The sequence below is a fragment of the Pseudomonas sp. GW822-FHT02D10 genome, assembly GCF_058802345.1.
The window spans coordinates 114648-139415 of the sequence record NZ_JBXAOB010000001.1; the positions used below are offsets into that span (position 1 = coordinate 114648).

A 24768-nucleotide genomic window follows, 5' to 3' on the forward strand; every position below is an offset into this window, starting at 1 on the left:
TCAGGGAGGGCATGACCAGGTGCATATCCAATGAATGAAACCTTCGGCATGGCCAATGCAGCCGCTGCGCTGGGGATCGGCATGCTGGTGGGGCTTGAGCGCGAGCGCCATAAAGGACGGGGTGACAGCCGGGCCTGTGCCGGGTTGCGGACATTCGCGATCACCGCGTTGTTGGGTTATGTCACTGTGCAGGTGGGCGACGGTCTGCTATTGGGGATCGTTGCAATTTGTCTGGCGCTGCTGCTCACCGTGGCTTATTGGCGAAACCTTGGCAACGATCCTGGCATTACCAGTGAAGTGGCTTTGCTCACGGTGTTGGTATTGGGGGCAATGTGTGACACCGCTCCCGAGTTGGCCATTGCCATTGGCGTGGTGATGGCGGGACTGCTGACCTATCGGCAGAGGTTGCATCACTTTGCACGCAGCCAGCTGACCGAAGCGGAAATGCGCGATGGACTGGTATTGCTGATCACCGCGCTGGTGGTGCTACCCCTGGCGCCGGATCGCTTCATCGGGCCGTATGCCGCAATCAATTTACGTACCATTTGCACCTTGACCGTGCTGTTGATGGCGGTAGGTGCGGTGGGGCATATCGCGGTTCGCACCGTGGGCACCCGCTATGGCTATCCGATCAGTGCAATCGCGTCAGGGTTTGCATCCAGTATTGTAACCATCGCGGTCATGGGGCATATCGTCGCCAAGGAACCGGCGAACATCAGAGTCCTTAGCGCCGCTGCGGTGCTTTCCAATCTGGCAACTGTGACTCAAGTGGGCCTGATACTCGGGACAGTCGATCCTGGTCTGTTGCGGCCTATGTGGGGGGCACTGTTATCCGGCATCGTTGCCACGGCGTTGTATGGTGTTTGCTTGATGTTTCCCAAACCGACGGGAGGCGCCGACGAGCCGATCAAGGTCGGTGGTGCGTTCAATCTCAGGCTGGCCTTGATTGTGACGCTGACCATAACCGCTATTACCTTACTGTCTTCGGTGATGCTCAGTTACTTTGGCCAGGTGGGCATAATGCTGACAGCGGTCTTTACCGGTTTTGCCGATGCTCATTCCTCGACGGCATCCATTGCCTCACTCGCCAAGGCCGGCCAGATACCCTTCGATGCCATCGCCGGTCCTGCGATGATCGCTGTCAGTAGCAATTCGCTGAGCAAGTGTGTGGTGGCTTGGGTCAGCGGTGGTCGACGGTTTGCCGCTTATGTCATCCCAGGGCAGGTATTGCTGACGCTGTCGATGTGGACGGGCATCTTGTTGCACTGAGGCGTTTGATGCCTCGCCGTATCCGTTAAGGCAAGGAGCAGCATGCATAGAGCTGATAAAGATCAAGTCGTCTGCGTCTGGAGCGTTCAACCTTGAGTCCTACTCACCGCATTGAAATGGCCGCGTGCCGAGGTGCCTTATGTCGCAGACTCAACGTTTATTGTTAATTGCCCCCCCAGCAATGACCCGTACTCCGGCGTTTGAGCGCGCTACGGCCCTGGCTCTGGCGGCGCAATTACCCTTGCATATCGTGGCGTTCGATTACATCGAAGCCTTGGCGGTGGCCGGTCTGTTTGCCCCCGAGCAAATAAGCCTGGCTCAGGAGGGTTATCTTCAAACGCATCGGCAATGGCTCGAGCAGCAAGCCGAGCTGGCGAAGAAACACGGGGTCGAGGTCACGTGTGAAGTGGTCTGGGTCCAACACCCCTATGAAGAGATCCTTCACTTCGTCAACGAGATGCCCTTGGCCCTGATTATCAAGGATGCCCAGGAGGAGTCTGCGTTGAAGCGGATATTCTTTACCCCACTGGATTGGCAGTTGCTGCGCGACTGTCCGGTACCGGTGCATCTGGTCACCAACGCCTGCAACCCAAGGCCACGCAACATGCTGGCGATCGTCGATGTGTTGCGCAGTGAAGACCAGGACCTGGTGTTCAACGATCAGATTATCGAGGCGGCAGTGAAACTGGCCGAACAGTGCGGCGCCCGCCTTGAGTTGGTGCATGTGTATGACTGGGTAGCGGTATACGCCTCGGACATGGGCTTTGGCGCGTTGCCCCTTGCCACCGGTGTCTATGAGGCATTAGGGGCGGCTCAACATGAAGCATTTGCAGCCTTGGCCGAGCGCCATGGCGTTCCACCTGATCGTCGCCACTTCATTGAGGGCGCACCACTGCAGAGTATCTGCAAGTTCGCGACCGATCATCTGACGGACGTCATCGTCATGGGGACGGTGCAGCATGGTGGGTTGAACAAACTTTTGGGCAGCACCGCCGAACATCTCTTGCATCAAGCGCCGTGCAGTGTGCTGGCGATCAAACCGGGCGAGCTGTTGCAGTCATAGATGTTGAATCGCCCCTTGGAGCGCCAGTGTCTGGTGCTCCAAGGGGCGTTTTTTTACAGCATGAGGCGATGAATGACTTGGCGGGTATCGTCAGGATCATTATGGACTTCAAATCCCAGGGCTTTTGCCAAATCACGCATGGGGGCATTGCTTGAGGCATCAATGGAATACATCTGATGAAAACCGTTCTTGCGGGCGGTCTTGATCAAATGCTCCATCAACAGCGTACCCAGCCCCAGGTGCTGCCATTCATCGGCGACCGTGATCGCGCATTCGCATTCATGTTCGGCGGTGACGGCATAGCGGCTGATACCGATTTCGATCAATTGACCGTTTTCGTGGATCAAGGCGATGTAAGCCATGCGCTGCTTGCAGTCGATGTCCATCAATTGGTCGAGCATGGCTGTACCGGGTTCATTGATTTGCGCAAGAAAGCGCATATGCCGGGATTCGGGGGACAAGCGCTTGATGAAGGCGTACTCGCGCTCGCGGTCCTTTTCCATCAATGGCCGGATCAGTACATGTCGGCCATCCCTGAGCGCTTCAATCCAGTATTGTCCAGAGACCGCGGCATAGGCGGCAGCGGCTCGCTCGTTGTGGTCTTTGACAGTGAGCATGGTGCAATCCTCCATCTGACATAAAGGGGGCGCGTGCGGTAAAAGGCCACGCGGTTCATTCCTTTTTACGCCATTGGCGGCGGTCGAATCTGATCTGGATCAGATACTCGGTGGGGTGTCATCAATCGCCTGGACTTGATGTAGATCAACCTGACTGGGGGGGAAATGGGCGCAGTCTTGGAACATGCCGGTGGATCGACCGGCGTCGCGCCGAGGTGTGTGATGGGTCAATATCAACGTTTACTGCTGATCGCCGACCGAACCCTGCATCAATCTCCGGCCTTGCTGCGCGCGGTCGCCCTGGCCAAGGCGAGCGGGGCGGCCTTGCACGTGTGTGCCTTTGTCGAACCGGTGCCGATCATTCATTTGTGGGAGGAAAAAGTCGACGAGGTGGCTTTTCAGAGCTATCTGCGTCGCTATCGTCGCTGGATGTCGGAGGAAATCCAGCGGCTGAGCGGAGAGGGGCTAAAGGTTTCGGTCGAAGTGGTCTTCACCACCCATCCACTGCTGGATATCTTGAAGCAAGTCGAGGAGTTCAAGCCTGACCTGCTGATCAAGGACGCCACGTTGGAGCCCGCGCTCAAACGGGTGTTCATCACGCCACTCGATTGCCATCTGCTGCGTGAGTGCCCGGTGCCTGTGCACTTGGTCAACCAGGCCCGTTACGGTTTGCCTCATCGGATCGTGGCGGCGGTGGACCCCTTCGACCCGCAAACCCAAATCAGCGGCCTCAACGACACCATCATTCAAACCGCGAACGCCCTTGCCCTGCAGTGCGATGCACCACTGCATTTGCTGTACGCCTATGACTTGTCGCCAGCCTTCAACGGTGATTCAGCATTGGTCAACGAAGGATGGGGTGTGGATTTCATCGAGGAGCTGCGTGAGTCCCTGCACCTGGCATTTGTGACCCTGGCCGACCGCTACGGTGTACCCCCTGAACGTCGGCACTTTGTCATGGGCCAACCGGTTCGGGCATTGAGTGAATTTGTCGAAGAGTACCTGGCCGATGTGGTGGTGATGGGCACTGTGCATCGGGTCGGGTTGGATCGGTTGATTGGCAGCACCACTGAACGGGCTCTTTATTCGGTGCCTGGCAGCATTCTGGCGGTGAGGTCACCCGGTTTGGCGGTCAGGGGGTATGCAGCACCATAGCGCGCATGACGATTCTCCAGAGGCGAAGATACCTACGGCGTCAGAGAGGTGTGTCCCGGTGACAGCCTGCGATCAGATGCTTGAGCCCGTCCATATTCAGGACTTTGACGTTACGGCCCGAAATTTCGACCAGAGCCTGGTCGCGCAGGTGGGCAATGCCTCTGCAGACGGTTTCCAGGCGCAGCCCCAGGTAGGAGCCGATCTCTTCGCGACGCATCTTCAGTACGAACTCCCTGGATGAGTAGCCGCGCATGTTAAGCCGCTGCGACAGGTTCAGCAGAAAGGCCGCCAGCCGTTCGTCCGAGTTCATATTACCCATCAACATCAGCATGTCGTGATCACGCACTATTTCGCGGCTCAGGAGTTTGTTCAGGTTGTGCTGCAGTGAAGGCAACTCATGGGCGAGCTTCTCTAGCTGGGCGAAATGGATGGGGCACACTTCGCTATCCTCAAGAGCGAAAGCGTTGCAGGCGTGCCGCTCTTCGCTGATGGCGTCCAGGCCGAGCATCTCGCCGGGCATTTGAAAACCGGTGACCTGCTCGCGACCGTCTAGAGACAGCACATTAGTCTTGAAAGAGCCTATGCGTACTGCGTAAAGCGAGCGCAATGGATCGCTTGTTCGATACAACGCTGCACCTTTTTTGACTTTCACGCGCTGGATGATCAGGGTGTCCAATCGCTCGACTTCCTGGCCGGTCAGGCCAATTGGTAGGCACAACTCCAGCACGCTGCAGTTGGAACAGGCAGCCTTGAGGTAATGAGCCTGATGGGGGTGGACCTCAAACGGTGACATGACGCGCCCCTCAATGAATGTATCAAGCATAGGTGTTGAGAACCCAGGCCAGCCCTTAATGTGTAAACCGGGGGGAGGATGTACGACGAACGGAGATGGGGCCTAACAGATAGACACTAGGTGCGTGGAAGCAATTGTCCACCCGAGGCGGCTATTTGCTCTTCCAGTATTTCTGCATCTCGAGAAACAGAAACGATGCGGTCCAGGAGATGAGCACCAGGCCGGTCAGTGCCTGCAACCCGGTCAGGTACTTGAGTTTGCCCATGGGCGAGATATCGCCGAATCCGATGGTGGTAAAGGTGGTGAAGGAAAAGTACACGCAGTCCATGAACGAGCCATCGAAGTTACCTCTCAGACCTCCCCACTCGCCCGAGCGTGTCATCAGGTAATAGACCAGCGCGAAGCACCAGACTTCCAGAGCATGGGCGAGTAGCGCGCCAAATACCCCGACGACGATCCGGAAGCGACTCCAAAGCTTGAGCCTGGGTAGCCAGTCATTCAGGCGTAACAAACATTCGTAGTGGATAATCACAGCCACGATTACCACCAGTGTATTGATCAGCGTTACCGCAAGCATGGCGAAGTTCCTGTGCCGATAGCCCTTTGGGCATCTGAATACGATTCTAGACGCCATCAGCTCGGGAACCGGGTTTACGCTGAACCCCGAGCTGTCAGACCCTGTTGTGCATCAGGCGATCAGCAGGTGATCTTCCACTTTCTTCACTCCTGATACGGACTAGGCGTGTGGGCCGCTGTGTTCGATACGTAGCTCGCAACGGACAGCGGGAGCCCGGTAGCTACTTATGGTTCTACGCTTGGGGCCGGGCATTTATTGAGCGGTATCAACAATATTTCTTTCAGAAAAGGCGCTTTTCAGTCTTAAGCGTACGACGACTGCTTTTTGTGATCTTTATCAACCTCATCCAACGCCTTCCACTCACTATTGATATTCATCAGTGATGTTTTTTTCGTCGATCCGTTTGCTGATGGAAAGCCAGCACAGGTGTGCTGTTCATCAGACTCAACTGACAAAGCGTCTGCCGACGAGGTGTGTGATGTTAGACATTCACCGTTTACTGCTGATCACTCCGAGCGAAATGGCCCGTACCCCCGCGTTTGATCGGGCAGAGTCCCTGGCCAGAGCGACAGGTGCGATGTTGCACATGGTCGCTTTCGATTACGTCGAAGCATTGGCTGTCGCTGGGCTGTTTGACCATGAAGCCATGGTGCAGGCGCGCGAGGGGTACTTGCAGGTACACCGTCACTGGCTTGAGCAGCAAGCCCGGTTTGGGCAGTGCAAAGGCCTGCAAGTGACCACGGAAGTGGTCTGGGCCAAACCGAGTATCGAGGAGGTGCTTGAGTACGTGAATGACTTTCGGGCGGACATCGTGATCAAGGATGTACAGCGTGTATCGGCATTTAAACGGGTTTTCTACAGGCCCCTGGACTGGCTATTGCTGCGTGACTGCCCGGCGCCCTTGCACCTGGTTACCGATGCAAGAAACCCGTCGCCCATGAAAATTCTCGCGGCGATCGACCTTTCCCATCTCGAAGAGCTGACGCAAGGGCTCAATGACCGGATTCTCGACATGGCCTCGACGCTGGCCTCGTCCTGTGGAGCGAAGTTGCATCTGCTGAACGTCAGTGGCTGGACAGTAGAGGGTGACTCCGAGGTAAACCTGCAAAACCTGGCCCTGAGAGAAAGTTTAAGAGATGCCGTCAACGACGCCCAGGAAGAGGCCTTTGATACGCTCGCCGAACGCTACGGGGTTCCACAGGTACGACGGCATCGAGTGACCGGAACTCCCCACACAATGATCGAGCGCTTCGCGGCGAATAATGCCTTCGACATGATTGTTATGGGGACCGTGCATCATAGGGGGGTAAGCATTTTTATTGGCAGTACCGCCGAGAGCACGCTGGATCGGGCTCCCTGCAGTTTGATGATCGTCAAACCGCTGCTTTAGCGCCGAATAGTGGTGATGGAGGCTGATATTGGTCGTTGGTACGGCCTCGGTTGATAAAAATCAAATGCCCAGGGACGTAAAAGAGCGATCAATAGAGCCCCTATCAATGTTCAAGGAGATGGGCATGCGAATGACATTTCTCGGTGCGGCTGGCACGGTCACGGGCAGCAAGTACCTGCTGGAGCATAACGACAAACATGTACTGATCGATTGCGGCCTGTTCCAGGGCTACAAACAGCTGCGCTTGCACAACTGGGAGCCTTTTCAGCTGCCGGTTCGAGACCTGGAGGCCATCGTTCTGACCCATGCTCATCTGGATCACAGCGGCTACCTGCCTGTGTTGGTGCGCAACGGTTATCGCGGCCCGGTCTATGCCACGGCCGCCACCTGTGAGCTGGTCAAAATCCTGCTGCTCGACAGTGGCCGTTTACAGGAGGAGGAGGCTGAGTACGCGAATCGCCATGGCCTTTCCAAGCACGACCCGGCCTTGCCGCTGTACACCGAACAAGACGCTGAGAGGGCGCTGAAGCTATTGCGGCCAATGGCGTTGCACCATCGGGTCGACATTGCCCCAGGGATGAGCATCCAGTTGCGCTGCGCCGGACACATCCTCGGTGCGGCCACGGTGGAAGTGGTCGCAGATGGCATCACCCTGGTGTGCTCCGGGGACTTGGGGCGGCCGAATGATCCGTTGATGTTCGCCCCGGAAACAATCGAACAGACCGATTATTTGCTGGTGGAGTCGACCTACGGCGACAGTCAGCACCCTGTCGAGGCTCCAGAGGAGCAACTGGCCGAGGTCATCAACCGCACGGCACTTCGCCACGGCATTACCCTGGTGCCGTCGTTCGCCGTCGGTCGAGCGCAGTTGCTCATGTATCACCTGTATTGCCTGAAACAGAAGAAGGTGATCCCCGACCTGCCGATCTACCTCAACAGCCCCATGGCCACCGATGTTACCCGCTTGTATCAGCGCTTTCGCAGCGAGCACCGGCTGTCTATGGAGGAGTGCGAAGGCATGTGCCATGTTGCGCATTTCGTGCGCTCGGCCAGAGACTCCATGGATCTTGACCAACAGCACATCCCAGCGGTGATCATTGCCGCCAGTGGCATGGCCACCGGGGGGCGGGTGCTTCACCACCTCAAGGCGCTAGCACCCAACCCGCTCAATACGTTGCTGGTTCCCGGTTTCCAGGCGGGGGGAACTCGTGGTGCACAGATCGTCGCCGGGGCTCCATCGGTGCGCATCCATGGCAAGGACGTGCCGATTCGGGCCGAAGTGGTGCCTATGGGAAGCTTGTCTGCTCATGCCGACGGGGATGAAATCATGCAGTGGCTGAGGGGCTTCAAGCGGCCGCCGAAACACACCTATGTCGTGCACGGGGAACCCAATGCCTCGGATGTGCTGCGCCGACGCATCAGCCTGGAGCTGGGGTGGTCGGTCTCGGTGCCGGAGTACCGTGACAGCGTTGAGCTGACGGGCGCTCACTAATTTCACCAAAAGCGCGATGACAAAATTTTGGGTTCTGGCTGACACGAGAATGAGAAAGTCAGGCTCAGCATAATCGTCTAGTCGAGACGGATACACTACTTCTGCTGATGCAGGTATTGCTGTATTGCATCAACCTCAAAGAGCAAAAGAGTAGGGCCATCATTGCAAAAAAAGCATGCTTCATTTCCGGCTCCTTAGCAGCTGTGTGAGTCACAAAGAAGGGAGAGCGCCTTTCACGGCGTGAACCCTTGAGTTGCTATTTGGTGAAAGAGTAGCAGGTCCAATAGGAAGGGATAGAATAGGGCAGGGCGAAGGACTGGAGCTATCGTTGCATCAGCACAGTATTGAAGGCAGCCGATGTCATGGACGTCGTGACCATCGTTGTTTTGTAGGGTGTTGAGTGAAACGTGGGAGGTGGCCGGATTATGGCTGGGTTTTGCCAGGCATCCGTGCCATGCCGAACGCTAACACCCACAGCACATTGATGATGGCGAAACCAGAACATAGCGCTTTCCCCGGAACCGAATGAGCGGGATTTGGTTTTTTCAACCTACAGCACACCGACTAGCTATTGGCATTTGAGCGTATTGCTGGACAGCTCAATATGTTGGAGGACTCAACTCGGGAGGCGAGAGTCATCGCTGATGCCATCGATGACTTCATCAGGAAATACTACGATCATATGGAAGCTGAGGAGAGCATTTTCTTTCCGATGGCAGATAAGTGGCTATCAGACATCCAGTGGCAGGAAATAAAACATCAGTGGCATTAATCAGAGTTCTTACCGTCCTCTTTCGCTAGTATTGGGGTCCGACTTAATACTTGAGCTCGCAAAGTAATCACGCAAAAAGATCTTGCATTTTAGAAAGCCTGACTATTCAAGCAGGGGCGCCCTCGGGTAAATAGCCGTATGGGCAGGGCGCTCATAAGTTAGCTCAACTAAATGAACGTTTAGTTGAGCTAGCTAATGTTCTCCATGTAGAGCCTGTTAGTGTGCCTTTGGCGGTTGGTAGTGCATTGACTATCCTCTAAAGCACAAATCACTCGTCAGACTTGCTGCTCCAAGGCGTTCTGATGTTCTCCAACCCATTCTTGCAGGGTGCCAAAAAATGGAGAGGTCCGTTGAGTTTTGTACGTCTGAGCTCGACGTTTTATTGGTAGATAAGGAGGGGCAACACCTACCGAAACCGATGATTACTATCACGGCTGACAGAGCAACACGAGTGATAATAAGTGTGACCATTTCAACCGGAAAACCCCGGAGCTCGAACAGCGATACGGAGGCTTGAAATCCCAGGAGCGCTAGGCAAACCAAGGTTACCATGGAGGTTCAGTACAACGCTGTAACTCTGTTTTTTGACTTGTTAACTACGGTGGTTAACAAGTCAAAGTTGTGGTTAACAACGGTAACGGACTGGCATTTTACTGAGCATTTCATCCAGTCAAATTCTGGTGAGCTTCCAGGGTATTTGGTGGCAGGAAAAGCTCTACAGCCTTCAAGCACAAAAAGTGCAACGCCAAACCTAATTTTCAGGTGCATCAGCCGGCGCCTGTCTTCTACACGTAGGCAGCCCTTGAAATCTACGCGCCAACTCCATGCTGAACGCTTCAGATTTCACACAGCGACGCGCTTGCAGATAGACCTGTGACGTAAGTAATGCCGTAAACGAACAAGCCGCCCCCAGAAAGCCTTCTTAAATCAAACGAATAGGCAAAATCAGGCGCGCCGAAGCCCGCCACGACCCACACCGGTCTGGTAAGTGAACTCGTTAAGCGGAGACCACGAGGACCAATGGAGACCAAAAATGAACTCGTCGTGGATCATCAGTGCAGGCTATCGGTGTGGCCCTCCTTTAAAAGTGGTTAAACGCTCAAGCCCTCAGGAACCGTGGCTTCTAGCGATTCTGACTTTTAAAAATGGCTGAAAGCCTAGATGCAATAGTGGATTTGATCATTTTAAAGAGAGTGCAGTCTTAGCCCGTATACGCACGGGGGGGCTTAAATAACAGCTGCATCCAGGTTTTGGTAATGGCATCCAACCTATTGATTTGTAGAAGTTTTTTTTAAAGGTTTAAGCCCGTGAGGCCTGGAGAAATCAGCCAGTTCTAAAAGTCCAGAAGGATCGCTCCTGTTTTCCGTCGTAAAGCCGTTGTTCAAGGAGCGTTTACTAACACGGGGGATCAGGGAGGACTCAAATAGACAGTGACTACTCTCAGCTACAGCCTTGTGCACGGAAACAAAGTTGGATACATGCCTCGTGAACGATGGTCAGCGCGCGGTAACGCCTTCTGTAAGCCCCATAGGGCGCTGGAGGGCACATTACGTCGACTTTTAACCATGGCTGGCTACGAAGGGGGGAAGGGGCTAGGTACCCCTTGCTATGCCATTGAATGTGGAGTGCGGGTCACAGGCTGAGATTACAGGCGCTCTGATAGGCTGACTTGGCTCGCTGTCAATATAAGTAAAAGCAGCTTTTTAATACAATAATTAGCCTATTTTGGCGTCGGAAACAGCTCCTGGGACTCCAGTTTATAGAGTCGTGCCATTATCTTGGCGGTTATTTCGAGTCCCAAAATCGAATAATTTCTTTCAAGGCTGTCAATTGATTTGGGGCTGGCTCAGGAAATGCCCCCTCCAACGTGAATGAGGTTCATACATCAAGAGTTCGTACCTAAATTTTATTCAGCTTAGATGTATTTATTGAATAATTGACACTTCACGCGGCGAGCGGAAAATTTTATTAAATAATAATCCATGACTCGTAAATACGGCGCTCACAGGTGCTTGGCCCGCTTATTGCTGGAACTAGGCGTGTCAATTAATTCAATATTTTTAAGTTCGGCGTCAATTAACACAATATCAAGTTCAAGTCCTTCGTCAATAAACGAAATTTAAGTCAGTGCCTAACGCAAAATTAGTTGATGCCTAACGCCAAATATATGACTGTTGACAAGTTCGGGGGGTTTAGAACTATGCTTGCACACCTAGATTTTCAACCAGTCGGTGCCGAGTCCTTATGTTGCAACCCATAGTCGAAGGAAACTTAGTTAGCTTTGAGGAAAAGGTATATCGAGTAATAGCTTGTGGAGTTGATGGCAACATTACCCTAAAAAGCCTGGAAAGTGAGCACTCCTTTGATGTGCTCTTTACTCAGGTAAATCTGGTTGAGGTCGATCAAGAAAAACATGAGCTATACAACGATCGCCGTTTGATTTGGATGGAACAAACAGACGTCAATATCAAAGAGTTGGCTATTGCTTCGGATCGAGCAAAAAATATTAACGACTACTTACAGGGCAAAATTTCACGGGCAGAGCTTATCGAAAAACTCGACTCATCAGAAACAACGATTCGACGTCTATTGAAAAGATATGACCCAGAACTCGGTGCTGTTTCTCTTGTTAGAAGTGTCAGGGGGCGTAAAAAAAATTCACGATTGCTTTCTGATATTCAAGAGAAAATCATGGAGAAAGCAATTTCGAAACGCCTCAATGATAAGACTAAAAAATTAGAAGCGTTTTCTTCTCTTTGGGAATATGTCGACTCTCTATGTCATACCATGGGTGTTAAAACCCCGAGTCTTAATGCTCTGAGGCGAAGGCTTGAATCGTTCGGGCAGAAAGCCGTTTACTCCCTTCTGCACGGCAGAGAGCCGATGCTTCAAAAGTTTGATCTGAAACCAGGGATGATTCATGTAGATACCATACTTACTATGGTGCAAATCGACCACACACGGGTGGATGTAATTATCTGCGACGAGCATGGTCGGCCACTCATGCGGCCTTGGCTGACGGTAGTTATCGAACTTAAGAGTCGCGTTATTCTTGGTTACTATCTTGCACTCCATCCGCCTAGCTCACTCAGCGTTGCCATGGCGATGCTTTCTGCCTGTTTTCCTAAGCAAGACTTTCCAATCGCTCTCGGTGGTGGTCAGAATACTCGCCACAGGTACTGGGGAGTGCCTGGTGCAATTGGTATGGATAACGCCGCGGAATTTACTAGCCCAGAACTTGAAGCCACCCTGCAATATTACAAAATCGTCCCCATGCTGCGGCCTGTTGGAAAAAAGCATTACGGAGGGCACGTTGAACGGATTATCGGTACGCTGATGGGGAAGGTGCATCTTCTGCCAGGTACTACCTACTCGAATGTGCTGAAGAAAGCAGACTACGACTCTGCCAAGCATTCAGCTATGACCTTTTCAGCATTTTGTGAGTGGTTCGCAAATGAAGTGGCGATCTATCATGGGCGTGCTCATGAAGGGTTGAACAGACTTGCGCCGTTCGAGGTTTGGGATGCAGAGATGGCCAAGAAGGGGCCGGGTTATGTACCTCCTATGCCGGGGAACTTTCAAACATTTGCTCTTGACTTCTTTCCAAGTGTTATACGAACGGTGCAACCAAAGGGTGTCGAGTTTAGTAGGTCATTCTACTCTTCGGCAATACTCAGAAGGTTCGTTGGTTCACGACTTTCGTTTAAGTACAATCCATTGAACCTTTCAAAGATATGGTTGCGCCAAGATGGCCGGTATCATGAAATTCCTTATTCGGATCTGACGAAAACACCTGTCTCGTACAGCGAATACTGGGCGTTTTCGCGACCTCGCGACCGTCGCCCGGGAACACTGGTGGACGAGGAGTTGCACCAAGTTCGCTTGGAGAATCATGAGTTAGTGGAAAATTCAAAGGCTACGACCAAACGGCTCCGGCAAAACGTCGCCAAGAAAGTTACGGCCGCTGAAACTATGTCTTTTCTTTCCTACGGCGGGGAAGGACATCTGCTTCAGGGAAAAACCAAAGAACTTAGTGTTGATCAAACTCGTAAAACACTGAAGTGGGAGAATTGATGTTGGATGGAGAACATTTGCATGAGAATCAGCGTTATGCATTGGCCTTATCAGATGAGGAGCGCTGCCAGATCATTCGGCAAGACATCAAGGTCGACACGGAGCATTTGCTCACCGTTTCTAACATTGTTCATAATATGCTTAACATCACACGTGGCAGTATGGAGGCTCCGTGTCTAGTGGTGTCCGCCGGTTCTAATCACGGCAAAACAACAATTTGCAATGCGGTTAGGGGGATGAACGCCTCATGGCGCCATAAAGTCAGGTATGTCACGTTCGTCAAGGACACTGAAAAAACAAAGCCTATGGTGAAACTCTTGACGGCCTTGGGTATGGATCCTGGGAAAGCTGGGATTCCTATTAGTATGGTAGCCGAATACTGCATCGCTAACGATATTCGCGGTGTATTTATGGATGAGTTCCATGACTCTATCAAGGGGCTTTCTAAGGGTGAGCAGGATACATTCCTCTCCTTGTTGCGAGGTTTATGCGGGGCACCGGCTTATCTCAGTTTTTTCGTTTTTGGTATTGATGAGGCTCTCAACGCGCTCGCGATCGACGCTCAGTATGTACGCCGATTTGAGCTTTACGAACTTACTCCGTGGTCTAAAACAGATGCGGAGTATCTTAATTTTTTGGATACTTGGGAAGAAATCGTTCCCCTCGCCAAGAAGTCGCATCTTTCCTCTAAGCCAATCGCCGATTATATCTATGGCGTTACATCGGGGGTAATTGGAAATATCTGCTCTCTACTTCGAGCGGCGGCCTGTTTGGCAGTAATATGGGGCGACGAGAAAATTACTCTTAAGTGCTTGCAGGCCGCTAATCGGTCAAAATGGAATACCCGCATACTCCCGTCAGAAGTTGACGAATGAAGTATCTATTGTGTCCGAAGCAGCATCAAGCACAACAGGGTATTATGGGAGGCTTTTCCGATAACGTATTTACTATTTTGGGTGGGGAGGCTCGAACAGGAAAAACTACAGTTGCCATGAGGTTACTTAAAAGTGCCGACCGGGCACAAGTGTATACTGCTTATGTGCCTGGAAGGTTTACTACGGCATATGGCAACGTCTACTCGGCATTCGCGGCAGCTCTGGGCCTTCCCTTGAACAGTCATTTTATGTCTTTTCGAAATGTCGAACATGCACTTGACGATCTGATCGGTGGTCGAGAGTTTCGTCTGGTGTTTGACGATGCAAGAGTTCACTTTGGCGGCGGTGCGGAGCAACGAAATAATTCCATTGATTTAGTCGGGGCCCTGCTACGGCGATTTCAGAACTTAAAAATATTGGCTGTGTCTGGGCTCAATATTTTAGATGGAGATCTGAAAAAGGTCGTTGCCAAGGAGGCTCGCTATGTCGACATCGGCTTGTGGCAGGATGACCAACAGTTCCGAACCTTCATTACACGGGTTGGGGAGGCATGTGGCTTCAAACGTTCTCAATTGCTCAATGACGATTTCATCAAGGGTCTTTTGGATAGATCTCATGGTGCCAGTGGCGCTCTCATTCAAATCCTCCAGACACTAGCGCGTAACTCCAGCTACAAGGCTTGTCCATCTTTGCCAATCGAGTGTCTGCGTAACATGTGGAATTTCTAACTTGCTCGACGAGTTCTCATCAGGGGCAGCGCCTCGTTTCGTTCTGGGAGAAACGCTACTTTCCTGGGTGATGCGGGGGCTTGCCCACAACAAGCTCCGAAACCCTCACTTATTTCGGGAGGCAATCAATCGAGGCCTTTCTGTCCCCAAACGCGTGCTTCCCGGGATAGTGGAGTCGTGGCCTTTCCCCGCATTCGAGGACATTGAGTTTGATTGTGCCACAGAGCTTTTCAAAGTGATGCGTGCCACCTATGGTACCGATGGGGTTTTGATGCAGCAGCTGTTTGCCTCCCGGCAGTCTCGTTTGCTTCACATTCATTACCGACACGCCTACTGCTCTACATGTCTAAAAGAAAGTATGCGGAGAACAGGATTTCCTATTTGGCGCCAATCTTGGTGTTACATGACCAGCGCATATTGCGTTGATCACCGACGCGTGTTGGTGAGGCCTCGAGATACGTTTACCCCCGAAAGACGGATCTGGGATGCTTACCTCTATTCAAGAGGGGAGCGGCCAGTGAAGCACTCTTTATTTGATCGGCGGATTGCGGGAATCACAATACGCGTGCAGCAATGGATTGAATCTCTGGTAGTAGGGCAGGCACTCAACGAAGGGGTGGAAACTCTGTATGGACTGCTGCTTGCGAAGCGGACGGCGTTTGCACCCGGTGGGATAGCATCAGCAGGGTTTTCTCGCACTCAACAACTCCTGTGCAAAGTAAACTTGGATCTGCATGAGCGCATCGAGTTTGGATTGAATGACAGTGATCCGTACCAGCGGATGGGGGCTTTGCTTTTGATCGGATGGTTGAGCGGTATGGTTTCACCGGCAGAAATCGTCTACTTGGGGCACCATGACCATTGCGTCCGCAGAACGCTGCCACCCTCACCACAGCAATTGGGGCGCTTGGTAACCCTGACCCTAAGTGCAGAGGAAGTGATGGTCGTTCGAGAGAAACTGGTCAATCTGGGGGAGATACCATCCACCATGATGTCGAGTTTTTTGGAAGGTTTAGATGAAGCCACATCCCGCTCCCTTCGTTCAAGCCGGCCAAAGCGTTAAATCGTCCACGCGTTACTGGGCCAAATCATTCCGCAGGCGATGAGGTCTTCAAGACCGCCATTCCCGGAGCGCCGCCAAACTCAGTCACCCAGGCAGCGCCGGAGTGAAGACTTCAGGCGTCGTGCATGACTGTTTTTGATCTCGATCAAAATCTAGTAGATCTAGGCGCATTTGAGACCACCACTGTTCAAGGCCGTTTTTGGAAGCTTCAATACGGCAACGTTACTGCGGTATTAGAAGCTCACCAGCTAGCGAGTTACGACTAGAGTGACCCACTCGGTTCACATATACCGGTGAAACCTTGAGGCCAGGCTAGCTCTAGGATCGAGCTCTTGATCTACAGGGACGCGGTGATGGTTGCGAACAAGCCAGACAGCAAGGTGAGCTATTGACCGTCAGGCTTACCGTCGACGCGACCATGGAACCAGTGTGGGAGCTCATCTGCGATCGTTATCCTACACGTCGTGTTCTATCCAACCGTGATCGCTCCCTTTTTGGTGTGGTGCGCTTAGCCGGCGATGAGTCTCGTCACCTGACCTGGGGGCAAGGCTCTGTACTTTCTAGAATGACAGGCGATCAGGACGGCGCCGCTCAACAACTTGCAGAGGCGTATCGGGTTGCGAAGCAAACAGCCAATTTGTCATCCATTCCCTCGTTGGTAGCGGCGGCCGGACGCGCTGAGCAATTGGCCAAAGAGTTAGGCGCATACGTCAAGGATGGTTTTGCTCGGGATCTAGAGCTCGGTCGAGGCGGTTTTAGTTCAGGTTCTATTGCTCTACATGATGGTACGACACCACTTAGGCTGTCCGGTCTAGGCACACGTCGATTAGCTACTCTCGCGATCCAGCGAGCCTCGATCATGAAAGGGGCCATCGTTCTTGTTGATGAGTTGGGGCAGGGGCTGGAACCTCATCGTGTTCTCGGAGCGGTTTCGGCCCTTCGGACTGCCCATGAGCGAGCGTTGGCTGCACGCACTGCTACGGGTCAACTTCTGATCACGACTCACTCAGATGTGGTGCTTTCGGAGCTGAAGAGCGAATCGATTTTTGTAATGCGTCGATTCAATGGCGTCGCATGGATCAATCGGGCGCAAACGGATGCATTGGCTAAAGTCCTGAAGCACGCGCCGAGGGCATTATTCGCCCGCAGGATCCTTGTCTGTGAAGGTGCGACTGAACTTGGCCTGATACTCGGGCTGCGAGAGCTCTATAGGTCTCGCCACAATGATGTACCAAATGAGCATCTTGGTTCAGCCATCGTCCTCATTCACTTGCCGCTCTTGACAAATTACTTCGCCTGCCAGCGAAGATACCTCGGCTATCGCTTTCTCCAATACTCCCTCACCGACGTCAACGCCAGCCCCAACTGCGCCGCTGCCTGCTGCTGCGTCGCACCTTCCGCTTTGAGTGCCAGTACCGCTCTCTCATTATCTGCGTTTAGCGGTTTGCCGCGTCCTCGTTTTATCAGGTTACCCTCAGCGTCAAACTGATCGCTGAGCACCTTCATACCACCCTCAGTTTCGAAGGCCGCCACGTCGGTCAATGCACGGCCAATTACGGTAAGTGGCTCCTCACCCTGGCGGTGGGCGATGCAGAGGGTAAGCATCGCTATGGGATCGAGACCAAGTGATTGCGCCAACTCGTCAAATTGCTCGACGGTGATGCTGGTCTGCGCGTTCTCGAGAGCACTGACTTTACGTCGGTGAGTCGCATCCGAGACGTCAGCGTACTTGGCGCGCCGGACGAGGCGGAGCGCCCGAAGTACGCCTGCAAATGCGGTTCTCAGTTCCATGACTTTCTCAAAAGTCAGGATATAGCCATAACTGAGGTTTACGAATAAACGTCAATATAGTGTATTATCCGTTGAAGCGATGCCCCAGTGGGCCGCAAGCAGTGGTGTGAAGATAGTGGGGCATCACCAGAGCTGTCTCAAGGAGCATCAAGACCGCCTAACCCGTGATGGGTACTCCGGTTCAAGAGCCCTTTCTGGTGGTCATCCCTCAACGAAGACAGCAGATTTATTGACGGAGGTTTGAGATTGAGCACGCATAAAAAAGAAGGTGCTGAGGAGCTACTCGATGGCGATCCTGGCGTACCTCGCCAAGGTGTCGTGGATTCAGATGAGATTCTGATGGGGCTGGTGCAGGCCCTCTATCCCCGCAAACCGTATTGCTTAGTGGAGGACTGGACGATTTTTCGAGCCGAAGTCACCGAAGACGAGCTACAAAAAATCCACGCGGCGGGACAGCTCCCGCTTGTGTTGTTTGCTCACAATGTACGCTTCGACAGCCAGCGTCGTTTTGATGTCGGCGACTGGGTGCGCAGCACTTTTGCGGTTTCGTTTGAAGATGGATTTCTTTTCGAAACGAGGAACACTGTGTATGTCCTTTGTGGGGGCGGCCACGAAAAACCAGCGAGCCTCAAAACAATTTTTTCTTTCTTTTAGACGACGCGTTGCCCAGGCAATGATTTCCAACTGAGACAAGAATGTTCAGAACCAAAATCGAAGACATTGAGGGAGTACCTGGTATGTTCGGGGAGGGTCTCGCTCACTGGCATGGCATTTCGCGAGCGTTGAATATTCACTGGTACCACGTATGCGTTAGAGAGAGGCACGACGGTCGATTCGTAAACATGATTGAGATGTTGAATGACGAGACACGGCTGCTTGAGCTTCTTGAGTCGCAGAATGAAGACTTTGTCATTACTGAAATCCAAGCGTTGACACCCTCTTGGATGAATGGCGGCAAAAGTTGGCGAATGGAAATAATCAAGGCGATTTCCATCGGCCATGACCGTAATGGCTGCGTGATATGCGTGCTTGAGGTTGAGAGCGGCAAGATCTACACAGACACTCACGATCGCTCTTTCAAGCCGGAGGCGTTAACTAACGTCAGAAAAATTTACTGACGTTTTTACTCCATCGCTGGGCGAATACTGAATCGGAGAAAATTAATGAGCGACATCCACGAAGTCGATCTTCACTCAAAGCGTCTTACGGAGTTCCAGCTGCGTCGGATCGTTCGTGCAAGTGAATACGTCTATGACGCGCCGATCACTGCATGCTTGAGCGATGTCTTCGTATCAAATGGCGTGGCTGTTGGTGTGGTTTTTGGCCATACCAAGATGGATCGCTTTGGGCGTTTCGCGGATGGACATTTGATGCGCACATCCAGCATTCGCTATGCAAAAAAGGAGGGGAAGTTCTGGGTGTTGACGACCATGAATTCGCGATATTTGGTCGCTTCTTTCATGAAAGGGGTAGGGCGGCCAAGTTTCAGAGCTTTCATGCAACCCGCTACGAATGGGTCTCCCGTGTCACCGACTGTTCAGTGAGCACAGGGCACGCCAACGCAGCATGGGAATCTGGATTTGATATGGCTCGGGAAGACGACGATACCGTGTATTGCAATGTTCAAATGTCCCTTGCTAGTGGCAAGGAGCTGCGTCAGCTAGTAACAGCGCTTCGTGAATCGGGATCTCATCCGAACCTCGATGCTGTTTTTGCTCGTATGCAATTTGAGCTGACGATGACGATCGATATTGTTGAAAACCCACCGACGTGGGGTGCTGGAGAACCTACGAAGCACTGATTAGCCCAGGCAATTGTTCGCTGGCTGATGAGGACACGGTGAAGCTAGGCGCTTGCGCGAAGGAGCGATTCAATCGTCATGGTGCAACTTGCTCGCCTTTCACTGGCTCATATTTTTCCTAGCGCACCTAGCGAATGAGCTTGAGGAGTCACAGATGAAGGTTTACGTCCTTTCAGACCTACACCTCGAGTTTTCTGAATTCGTGCCGCCTCCGAACGACGCAGATTTGGTGATCTTGGCGGGAGACATCCACACAAAATGTCGTGGCGTGGAGTGGGCGAATCAGACGTTCGATCGTGAAGTCATTTATGTCTGTGGGAACCACGAATTTTACGGTGGCCACATCGATCACACCCTTCACAAAATGCGAGACGCTGCCGCACCCAATATTCACGTCCTGGAAAACCAGGTTTGGATTCACGATGAAATCCGGTTTTTGGTCACAACAGGGTGGACGGATTTCTCATCTACCGGGGACGTAATCGCGGCGACGTTGATATGTGGGCAATTGATGAATGACTTCAAGATGATTGCGACTGAGGACAACTTTCGCCGTCTATGCCCAGCAGATGTGATTGAGCGAAATCGCGTGGCTTTTGAATTTTTGAAGCGCGAGCTTAGCGAGCCATTTCATGGCAAAACCGTCGTCGTTACGCATCATTGCCCTGTCCCCGAAGCGGGCCGTGAAAACTATGACGGTCATCTCAGCGCCGCATTTTTCAACCGCTGGCACGCGCTTCTGCCGCTAGTGGACGTGTGGATTTTTGGCCACACGCATCGAGCGGTGGATATCTCGTTAGGTGGATGCCGAATCATTTCGAATCCCCGTGGTTACCCAGGGGGAAACGCGGATTTTGCCCCCAATTTGACTGTAGAAATCTGATCGCTGTAGAGGGGGACGCCCAAGTGCACTGGATCAAAACTTATGGAGCGGAGCTGTCTGACTTCCGGTTGTACAGGCTGCCGAAGGTCATTGAGCGAGCACGCAAAGCTGTTGCTGATCCAGACGTCCTTGGCTATTTGCTATGCGCATTGGAGCGTCCTCCGCGCATGACTGGGCTTTTGTTTTGCGATCATGCCAGGAGCTTTCCGGAAGGGTTGCCAATCCATACGCAACCCATTGCTGATCGACACAATCGAGATGGATACGAAGTCGTGATTGCAGCCGATGGCGGTAAGTATGTCGTAGCCCACTGGCTTTATGACAATGGCGCTTTAGACCGGTTTGATCGAGTTCACTGACGTCGGTATCGAATGCTAAGAGGGTTGATAGTTGGGATTCCCAAAGAGCGTGTTAGAGGCACAGGAAATTGATTTCGGTTTCCGGATCAGCGGATACATTTGCTTTGCTGAGATTCAGCCTCCGTGCATGACTGGAGTTGTTTTTTCAGAATCGCGGGGCCGATTTGTAGACGGCGGGAGAATCCGCACTTCCAGGATCGAAAGGGTGTTCGAGCTTAAGGGATATCGGGTTTGCGAGACACGTAATGGTAGTAGGTACGTGATCTGCCACTGGTGGTACCAAAACGGTGCCTTGCCCCTGGTCGATATCATCCACTGACTTGATGCAGTCATGCCCTCGATGATGTGAGTGCGATCCGCTGGCGAAGTGATTGCTTCAAAAGCTCCGCACATTGTCGCTGAACACTCCAAGGGCCTCTACGTGTTGGTTGTAGGCATCTAATTCCTCCCTGTTCTCTGCCAGCCATTCCTCGTGCCGCTCCGTACGCAGCGCCTCCGCTCGATTCCGCTCCATCATCGCAGAGAGGATAATGTCTTCCTGTTGGTGCATGGCCATCGCCTCTTCTGAATCGCTATCAACAAGATACCGGTAGCCGTGTTGCCGCAAACTGCTAGCCCCGGCGTTAGATTTTGGGCTCTGGTTTGTACTCGTCAAGCACGAAAACATGACTACCGCGCATCCTCGTCCTGCATCACCTCTTGGCTAAGCTACTGCGTGACAAGGGCAACAGCTTTCCGAAGGGGGAGAGTCCTTAGACGCATATGGGCCTGAGCCGATGGAAGCAGCTCGCATTCGACGCATCAGTTTAAAATTCTGAGTCGGGATTACTCTCCAACCAGATAAGGGCGTCGAGTTGAGCAATGTTTTTCGCTGGATAATCTTTCGCGCGCTCGAGCGCTATACGAAATAGGCGTGCACAGCGAATGTAGTTCTCGCCCTCGGTCGCGCCTCGTACTCTGTCTAGGCTTGAGTCTCGTAGCCAATCTCTGACTGGTTTATTGAGCACGTGGTATTGCTTCGGGAAGAATTGGCAGAGCATCTCTGAGAGGAGGGCGCCTCTGGTGTTCACGCCAATGTGGTGCAGGCGATCAATTTCTACCTTCACGACACGATCTCGGGATACTACCTGCGCGTCCAATATTCGCACCAGGCTTCTCGCAAGCTCTTGAAAATTACTACCTCGCCCGTGTCTTTCCCAACCAAGACCTTGGAACCGGCTTCCGGTATGGAGTGACCATAGCTCGTTTAGGTTGCCGTAAAAGTCTAGGTTGCGAGACGGATTCCATGCGCGGGCTCTCGCAGTCGTCCGGAATAAAGTTTCGAGGTCGGGCCTGACGCTTTTGAACAGGCGCATCTGTTGTCGTCGTCTGGCGAGAACGGCCGCGTAACGCTTGAGCGTATGGGGATCGGGTAGTATCAGCTCAAAGACAGCTCCATCATCTTCGCCTTCTGTTTCTGATGTATCTGGTGATTTCGGCTTCTTAGGTTGGATGGCCTCTCGGTAGCGACGAATCCAATTTTCGTCGAGGGTTACACACATGTTTGCGAGCTTTTCGATCCACTGTTCGGCGGCTTTGAAAGTCTCATCAGAAATCAGTGAGTAGCCATTAGCTTCGTAATTGGTAGAGAAAGCAGCTTTAGAGAGATTTGAAGAACCGACAAGCGCGTAGGATTTGCCATCCAGTTCTCTCCAAAAAACGGCCTTCGGGTGGAATCCGTCTATTGTTTCCGCGGCGAGAAAATCATCATGCCTGTCTGAGGGAAGCCATCGGAGTACGTCCTCGCAAGCTGCCTTGCGGGTAATTCCAAAGTCTTTGCCAACTATGAACTTGAATGACTCGCACTGGTGGCCCAGGTCGCCCTTGATGTCCCAATGAGTCAGGTAAGCGCTGACGATGTACAGATGAGTCGATTCGCGAAGGGCGCGACGATAGACGTCTTGAAGCTCGGTGCCGGAACGTTTGGGAAGTAAAAGCAATTTCATGCAAAAAAATCCGCGTTGTTGTTGAGGTGGCGTCGCTGGGTTTGCCAGTGGCAGCGGTCAGGTCGAGGGTTACCAAAGTGGCCTTCGGTTAGCCCAATACAAACGAGCCCGGAATACGGCGAAGAAGCTGGTCTTCTGATTCGTTGTATAGCCCAATCAAGCTCGTGCAGTCTTCATCAAGTTCATCACCTTTCCAAATCGAGTCTTGGTGCTAAGCTGCCATCATCATCCGAGGCTGTTCGTGGTCTGAAACCGATCAACCAATACTTCGAAGGAATGAGATATGGGCTGGAAAGGAACGTTGCGTTCGATGCAGGCAGCTTCGCGTAAAGCTGATCGTAACGCCCAGCGTAGGCAACGTGAGCTTCAGTCACGCCAAAAAGAATACGCCAAGATGGAGGCGCTTGAGCAAGCAGCCTACGAAGTCGAAGTCTACGGAAACCTAATCGATGTTCTGCTCTCCGTGCATAAAGAATGTGGGGAGGAAATAGATTGGCAATCATTCGTTGATAGGGCTGAACCCGTAAAGCCCGCATTCGCAGATACGAGTGAAGCGCATGCTAAAGCTCAAGAGCAAACCTATAAGCCTGGTTTCTTCGCAAAGTTGTTCAAGCTCGAAACGCGCCAACGTAAAAACTTGGCTGCCGCCATTGAGACGGGGCGCCTACACGATGCTAAACAGCATGAGGCCGCTGTCGCGAAGTGGCGAGTCGAGCATGACTCTTGGCACCAGGAATACACTATCGCGCAGGGTGTCCTGAGCGGTACAGGGAAGGCGAAGCTAGAAGCTATCAAGCTCGTCGATCCATTCACTGACATTTCTCATCTCGGCACATCGATCAAGTTCTCAATAGGGGAAACGGGTCTAGTGGAGGCTAGTCTTGGCGTTCATGGTGTTCGCGTCATTCCAGCTGAGATCAAGTCCTTGCTGCAGAGCGGAAAGCTTTCAACGAAGAAGATGCCAGCCGGAAAGTACAATGAGCTTTTGCAGGACTATGTGTGCAGCTGTGTTTTGAGGGTAGGGCGCGAGCTTTTGTCGATGCTCCCTGATGACCTTGTGATCGTGACGGCCATCGACGCTGTGCTGAACTCAGCTACGGGGCATATAGAAGAGTTACCTATATTGAGCGTAGCGCTCTCCAGGCACACCCTGGAAGCATTGAATATGGATTCGATCGATCCTTCCGATTCCATGAAAAATTTCGTGCACAACACATCCTTTAAAAAGACGTCCGGTTTCCAACCTGTTAATGCGTTGGATGCTCGACAGTTCGTCACGAACGCCTAACAGATAGACGGTCTTGGCGAACCACCTTTGAAGGGGACTGCCCCCGGGAACCCGTTATAAGATGGCGATCATTTCCGGCGCCTACTTGCCGCGTTGAGCCCACTCACCATGCTCCGCGTTCATGTGCGCCACCATAGGCAGGATAGGGGAAGCGCATGAGCGCCTGCTTGATCCAAAAGATCGCCTGGGGCGGTGGCAACGCAAGCTACTGGACTTGTCGCTTCGCAATAATTTGCTCAACTTCAAGGCCGGGAAAAAGTCTCTGAAGCTCGAGTCTCCCGATCCTGCAGCGCTGGAAGATTTCCTGGCCAGCGGTAAAAAACTGAAATTGCTGACACGTCCCGACCTGATGGATGGGGCTGACCCACGTGACCAGGTACTGTACGAATTACGTGAGCGAGAAGATGTTCGTCGTCTCCACGCCCTGGACGCCTTGAAACGGAATGAGGTGTTTGTCGGCCTCTCCAGCACTGAAATGGAAGCACGGCTGATCGAACTCTATCGGGGAGCTCGAACTGCCTTGCAAGAAGGGGGCTCTAACACCCTTTACCTTGCTCTGGGTTTTCTCAGCTGGGAGCGAGCGGACAAAGGCGGGCAGAAGTACCGGGCGCCGCTTGTCCTGATCCCTGTGACGCTTGAGCGCAAAAGCGCGCGTTCAGGTTTTTCGATGGTGCTGCACGACGACGAACCTAGATTCAACCCGACACTCATCGAGATGCTTCGCCAAGATTTCGAATTGAATCTCGGGTCGCTTGAGACCGAGCTCCCTCGGGACGATTCGGGCCAACACGTA

At 52.7% G+C, this 24768-nt stretch carries 22 protein-coding genes and 4 pseudogenes; 20 read left to right on the forward strand and 6 right to left on the reverse strand.

What is annotated here, in order from left to right:
* The first annotated feature begins 30 nt into the window (after positions 1–30).
* Together AC1RPZ_RS00530 and AC1RPZ_RS00535 are read left to right on the forward strand one after the other, a co-directional pair.
* The gene (locus tag AC1RPZ_RS00530) at positions 31–1269 is read left to right on the forward strand and encodes an MgtC/SapB family protein (protein WP_493133769.1); all 1239 of its coding nucleotides are present in this window, start codon (positions 31–33) and stop codon (positions 1267–1269) included.
* A 139-nt stretch (positions 1270–1408) separates the two neighbouring features.
* Positions 1409–2332, forward strand: a complete 924-nt coding sequence (locus AC1RPZ_RS00535) for a universal stress protein (protein ID WP_493133771.1) — start codon at positions 1409–1411, stop codon at positions 2330–2332.
* 53 nt (positions 2333–2385) lie between these two features.
* Here AC1RPZ_RS00535 and AC1RPZ_RS00540 read toward each other — a convergent pair whose 3' ends face one another.
* Entirely contained in the window at positions 2386–2949 is a 564-nt protein-coding gene (locus AC1RPZ_RS00540) for a GNAT family N-acetyltransferase (RefSeq protein WP_493133773.1), read from the reverse strand.
* A gap of 222 nt (positions 2950–3171) precedes the next feature.
* On the opposite strand from AC1RPZ_RS00540, the gene AC1RPZ_RS00545 reads away from it, so the two are divergent.
* Complete coding sequence (locus AC1RPZ_RS00545; RefSeq protein WP_493133775.1) at positions 3172–4104, forward strand: universal stress protein; 933 nt, start codon at positions 3172–3174, stop codon at positions 4102–4104.
* 40 nt (positions 4105–4144) lie between these two features.
* On the opposite strand, the gene fnr is transcribed toward AC1RPZ_RS00545, so the two are convergent.
* On the reverse strand, positions 4145–4897 hold the full coding sequence (fnr, locus tag AC1RPZ_RS00550; protein ID WP_493133777.1) for a fumarate/nitrate reduction transcriptional regulator Fnr: 753 nt from the start codon (positions 4895–4897) through the stop codon (positions 4145–4147).
* Positions 4898–5048: 151 nt separating this feature from the next.
* On the reverse strand, positions 5049–5474 hold the full coding sequence (locus AC1RPZ_RS00555; protein ID WP_493133779.1) for a potassium channel family protein: 426 nt from the start codon (positions 5472–5474) through the stop codon (positions 5049–5051).
* 478 nt (positions 5475–5952) lie between these two features.
* On the opposite strand from AC1RPZ_RS00555, the gene AC1RPZ_RS00560 reads away from it, so the two are divergent.
* The 9 genes and pseudogenes from AC1RPZ_RS00560 to AC1RPZ_RS00600 all read left to right on the forward strand — a co-directional run.
* On the forward strand, positions 5953–6864 hold the full coding sequence (locus AC1RPZ_RS00560; protein ID WP_493133781.1) for a universal stress protein: 912 nt from the start codon (positions 5953–5955) through the stop codon (positions 6862–6864).
* Positions 6865–6988: 124 nt separating this feature from the next.
* The gene (locus AC1RPZ_RS00565; RefSeq protein WP_493133783.1) at positions 6989–8356 is read left to right on the forward strand and encodes an MBL fold metallo-hydrolase RNA specificity domain-containing protein; all 1368 of its coding nucleotides are present in this window, start codon (positions 6989–6991) and stop codon (positions 8354–8356) included.
* Between the two features lie 574 nt (positions 8357–8930).
* A pseudogene (locus AC1RPZ_RS00570) lies at positions 8931–9128 on the forward strand (hemerythrin domain-containing protein); the annotation flags it as partial.
* Positions 9129–11372: 2244 nt separating this feature from the next.
* Positions 11373–13202: a transposase gene (locus AC1RPZ_RS00575; RefSeq protein WP_493133785.1), complete on the forward strand. Its 1830-nt coding sequence runs from the start codon at positions 11373–11375 to the stop codon at positions 13200–13202.
* The gene (locus tag AC1RPZ_RS00580) at positions 13202–14077 is read left to right on the forward strand and encodes a TniB family NTP-binding protein (protein WP_493133787.1); all 876 of its coding nucleotides are present in this window, start codon (positions 13202–13204) and stop codon (positions 14075–14077) included. Before AC1RPZ_RS00575 ends, AC1RPZ_RS00580 begins: the two co-directional genes overlap by 1 nt.
* Complete coding sequence (locus AC1RPZ_RS00585; protein WP_493133789.1) at positions 14074–14805, forward strand: P-loop NTPase family protein; 732 nt, start codon at positions 14074–14076, stop codon at positions 14803–14805. The genes AC1RPZ_RS00580 and AC1RPZ_RS00585 overlap by 4 nt, the downstream gene beginning before the upstream one ends.
* A gap of 1 nt (position 14806) precedes the next feature.
* A pseudogene (locus tag AC1RPZ_RS00590) lies at positions 14807–15235 on the forward strand (TniQ family protein); the annotation flags it as partial.
* Positions 15236–15322: 87 nt separating this feature from the next.
* On the forward strand, positions 15323–15868 hold the full coding sequence (locus AC1RPZ_RS00595) for a hypothetical protein (RefSeq protein WP_493134813.1): 546 nt from the start codon (positions 15323–15325) through the stop codon (positions 15866–15868).
* A 565-nt stretch (positions 15869–16433) separates the two neighbouring features.
* Positions 16434–16880, forward strand: a pseudogene (locus AC1RPZ_RS00600) (AAA family ATPase); the annotation flags it as partial.
* 305 nt (positions 16881–17185) lie between these two features.
* Here AC1RPZ_RS00600 and AC1RPZ_RS00605 read toward each other — a convergent pair.
* On the reverse strand, positions 17186–17659 hold the full coding sequence (locus AC1RPZ_RS00605) for an XRE family transcriptional regulator (RefSeq protein ID WP_493133791.1): 474 nt from the start codon (positions 17657–17659) through the stop codon (positions 17186–17188).
* Between the two features lie 246 nt (positions 17660–17905).
* On the opposite strand from AC1RPZ_RS00605, the gene AC1RPZ_RS00610 reads away from it, so the two are divergent.
* From AC1RPZ_RS00610 to AC1RPZ_RS00635, 6 genes are all read left to right on the forward strand, one after another.
* On the forward strand, positions 17906–18313 hold the full coding sequence (locus tag AC1RPZ_RS00610) for a DUF6957 family protein (protein WP_248795874.1): 408 nt from the start codon (positions 17906–17908) through the stop codon (positions 18311–18313).
* A gap of 188 nt (positions 18314–18501) precedes the next feature.
* A complete protein-coding gene (locus tag AC1RPZ_RS00615; protein WP_248795875.1) occupies positions 18502–18777 on the forward strand; it encodes a hypothetical protein in 276 nt (91 codons plus the stop codon).
* Positions 18778–18822: 45 nt separating this feature from the next.
* Positions 18823–19203 (forward strand): hypothetical protein, encoded by a 381-nt coding sequence (locus AC1RPZ_RS00620; RefSeq protein WP_248795876.1) that lies wholly within the window; start codon positions 18823–18825, stop codon positions 19201–19203.
* Positions 19204–19244: 41 nt separating this feature from the next.
* Positions 19245–19460 carry a hypothetical protein gene (locus AC1RPZ_RS00625; RefSeq protein ID WP_248795877.1) on the forward strand — a complete coding sequence of 72 codons (216 nt, stop codon included), beginning with the start codon at positions 19245–19247 and terminating at the stop codon, positions 19458–19460.
* Between the two features lie 154 nt (positions 19461–19614).
* Entirely contained in the window at positions 19615–20343 is a 729-nt protein-coding gene (locus AC1RPZ_RS00630) for a metallophosphoesterase (protein ID WP_248795878.1), read from the forward strand.
* A gap of 23 nt (positions 20344–20366) precedes the next feature.
* Positions 20367–20702, forward strand: coding sequence for a hypothetical protein (locus AC1RPZ_RS00635; RefSeq protein ID WP_248795879.1), 336 nt, complete (start codon positions 20367–20369; stop codon positions 20700–20702).
* A gap of 376 nt (positions 20703–21078) precedes the next feature.
* On the opposite strand, the gene AC1RPZ_RS00640 is transcribed toward AC1RPZ_RS00635, so the two are convergent.
* Both AC1RPZ_RS00640 and AC1RPZ_RS00645 read right to left on the reverse strand, forming a co-directional pair.
* The gene (locus AC1RPZ_RS00640; RefSeq protein WP_248795881.1) at positions 21079–21252 is read right to left on the reverse strand and encodes a type II toxin-antitoxin system CcdA family antitoxin; all 174 of its coding nucleotides are present in this window, start codon (positions 21250–21252) and stop codon (positions 21079–21081) included.
* Positions 21253–21508: 256 nt separating this feature from the next.
* Positions 21509–22687, reverse strand: coding sequence for a phospholipase D family protein (locus tag AC1RPZ_RS00645; RefSeq protein WP_493133795.1), 1179 nt, complete (start codon positions 22685–22687; stop codon positions 21509–21511).
* 283 nt (positions 22688–22970) lie between these two features.
* On the opposite strand from AC1RPZ_RS00645, the gene AC1RPZ_RS00650 reads away from it, so the two are divergent.
* Together AC1RPZ_RS00650 and AC1RPZ_RS00655 are read left to right on the forward strand one after the other, a co-directional pair.
* Entirely contained in the window at positions 22971–23975 is a 1005-nt protein-coding gene (locus AC1RPZ_RS00650) for a hypothetical protein (protein WP_248795883.1), read from the forward strand.
* Positions 23976–24141: 166 nt separating this feature from the next.
* Positions 24142–24768 (forward strand): annotated as a pseudogene (locus AC1RPZ_RS00655) (DUF4011 domain-containing protein); the annotation flags it as partial.

Bases quoted from the DNA above. Each gene is read 5' to 3' on its own strand.
- AC1RPZ_RS00530 (WP_493133769.1), top strand. From the start codon at position 31: ATGAATGAAACCTTCGGCATGGCCAATGCAGCCGCTGCGCTGGGGATC.
- AC1RPZ_RS00535 (WP_493133771.1), top strand. From the start codon at position 1,409: ATGTCGCAGACTCAACGTTTATTGTTAATTGCCCCCCCAGCAATGACC.
- AC1RPZ_RS00540 (WP_493133773.1), bottom strand. From the start codon at position 2,949: ATGCTCACTGTCAAAGACCACAACGAGCGAGCCGCTGCCGCCTATGCC.
- AC1RPZ_RS00545 (WP_493133775.1), top strand. From the start codon at position 3,172: ATGGGTCAATATCAACGTTTACTGCTGATCGCCGACCGAACCCTGCAT.
- fnr (WP_493133777.1), bottom strand. From the start codon at position 4,897: ATGTCACCGTTTGAGGTCCACCCCCATCAGGCTCATTACCTCAAGGCT.
- AC1RPZ_RS00555 (WP_493133779.1), bottom strand. From the start codon at position 5,474: ATGCTTGCGGTAACGCTGATCAATACACTGGTGGTAATCGTGGCTGTG.
- AC1RPZ_RS00560 (WP_493133781.1), top strand. From the start codon at position 5,953: ATGTTAGACATTCACCGTTTACTGCTGATCACTCCGAGCGAAATGGCC.
- AC1RPZ_RS00565 (WP_493133783.1), top strand. From the start codon at position 6,989: ATGCGAATGACATTTCTCGGTGCGGCTGGCACGGTCACGGGCAGCAAG.
- AC1RPZ_RS00575 (WP_493133785.1), top strand. From the start codon at position 11,373: ATGTTGCAACCCATAGTCGAAGGAAACTTAGTTAGCTTTGAGGAAAAG.
- AC1RPZ_RS00580 (WP_493133787.1), top strand. From the start codon at position 13,202: ATGTTGGATGGAGAACATTTGCATGAGAATCAGCGTTATGCATTGGCC.
- AC1RPZ_RS00585 (WP_493133789.1), top strand. From the start codon at position 14,074: ATGAAGTATCTATTGTGTCCGAAGCAGCATCAAGCACAACAGGGTATT.
- AC1RPZ_RS00605 (WP_493133791.1), bottom strand. From the start codon at position 17,659: ATGGAACTGAGAACCGCATTTGCAGGCGTACTTCGGGCGCTCCGCCTC.
- AC1RPZ_RS00615 (WP_248795875.1), top strand. From the start codon at position 18,502: ATGATTGAGATGTTGAATGACGAGACACGGCTGCTTGAGCTTCTTGAG.
- AC1RPZ_RS00620 (WP_248795876.1), top strand. From the start codon at position 18,823: ATGAGCGACATCCACGAAGTCGATCTTCACTCAAAGCGTCTTACGGAG.
- AC1RPZ_RS00625 (WP_248795877.1), top strand. From the start codon at position 19,245: ATGGCTCGGGAAGACGACGATACCGTGTATTGCAATGTTCAAATGTCC.
- AC1RPZ_RS00630 (WP_248795878.1), top strand. From the start codon at position 19,615: ATGAAGGTTTACGTCCTTTCAGACCTACACCTCGAGTTTTCTGAATTC.
- AC1RPZ_RS00640 (WP_248795881.1), bottom strand. From the start codon at position 21,252: ATGCACCAACAGGAAGACATTATCCTCTCTGCGATGATGGAGCGGAAT.
- AC1RPZ_RS00645 (WP_493133795.1), bottom strand. From the start codon at position 22,687: ATGAAATTGCTTTTACTTCCCAAACGTTCCGGCACCGAGCTTCAAGAC.
- AC1RPZ_RS00650 (WP_248795883.1), top strand. From the start codon at position 22,971: ATGGGCTGGAAAGGAACGTTGCGTTCGATGCAGGCAGCTTCGCGTAAA.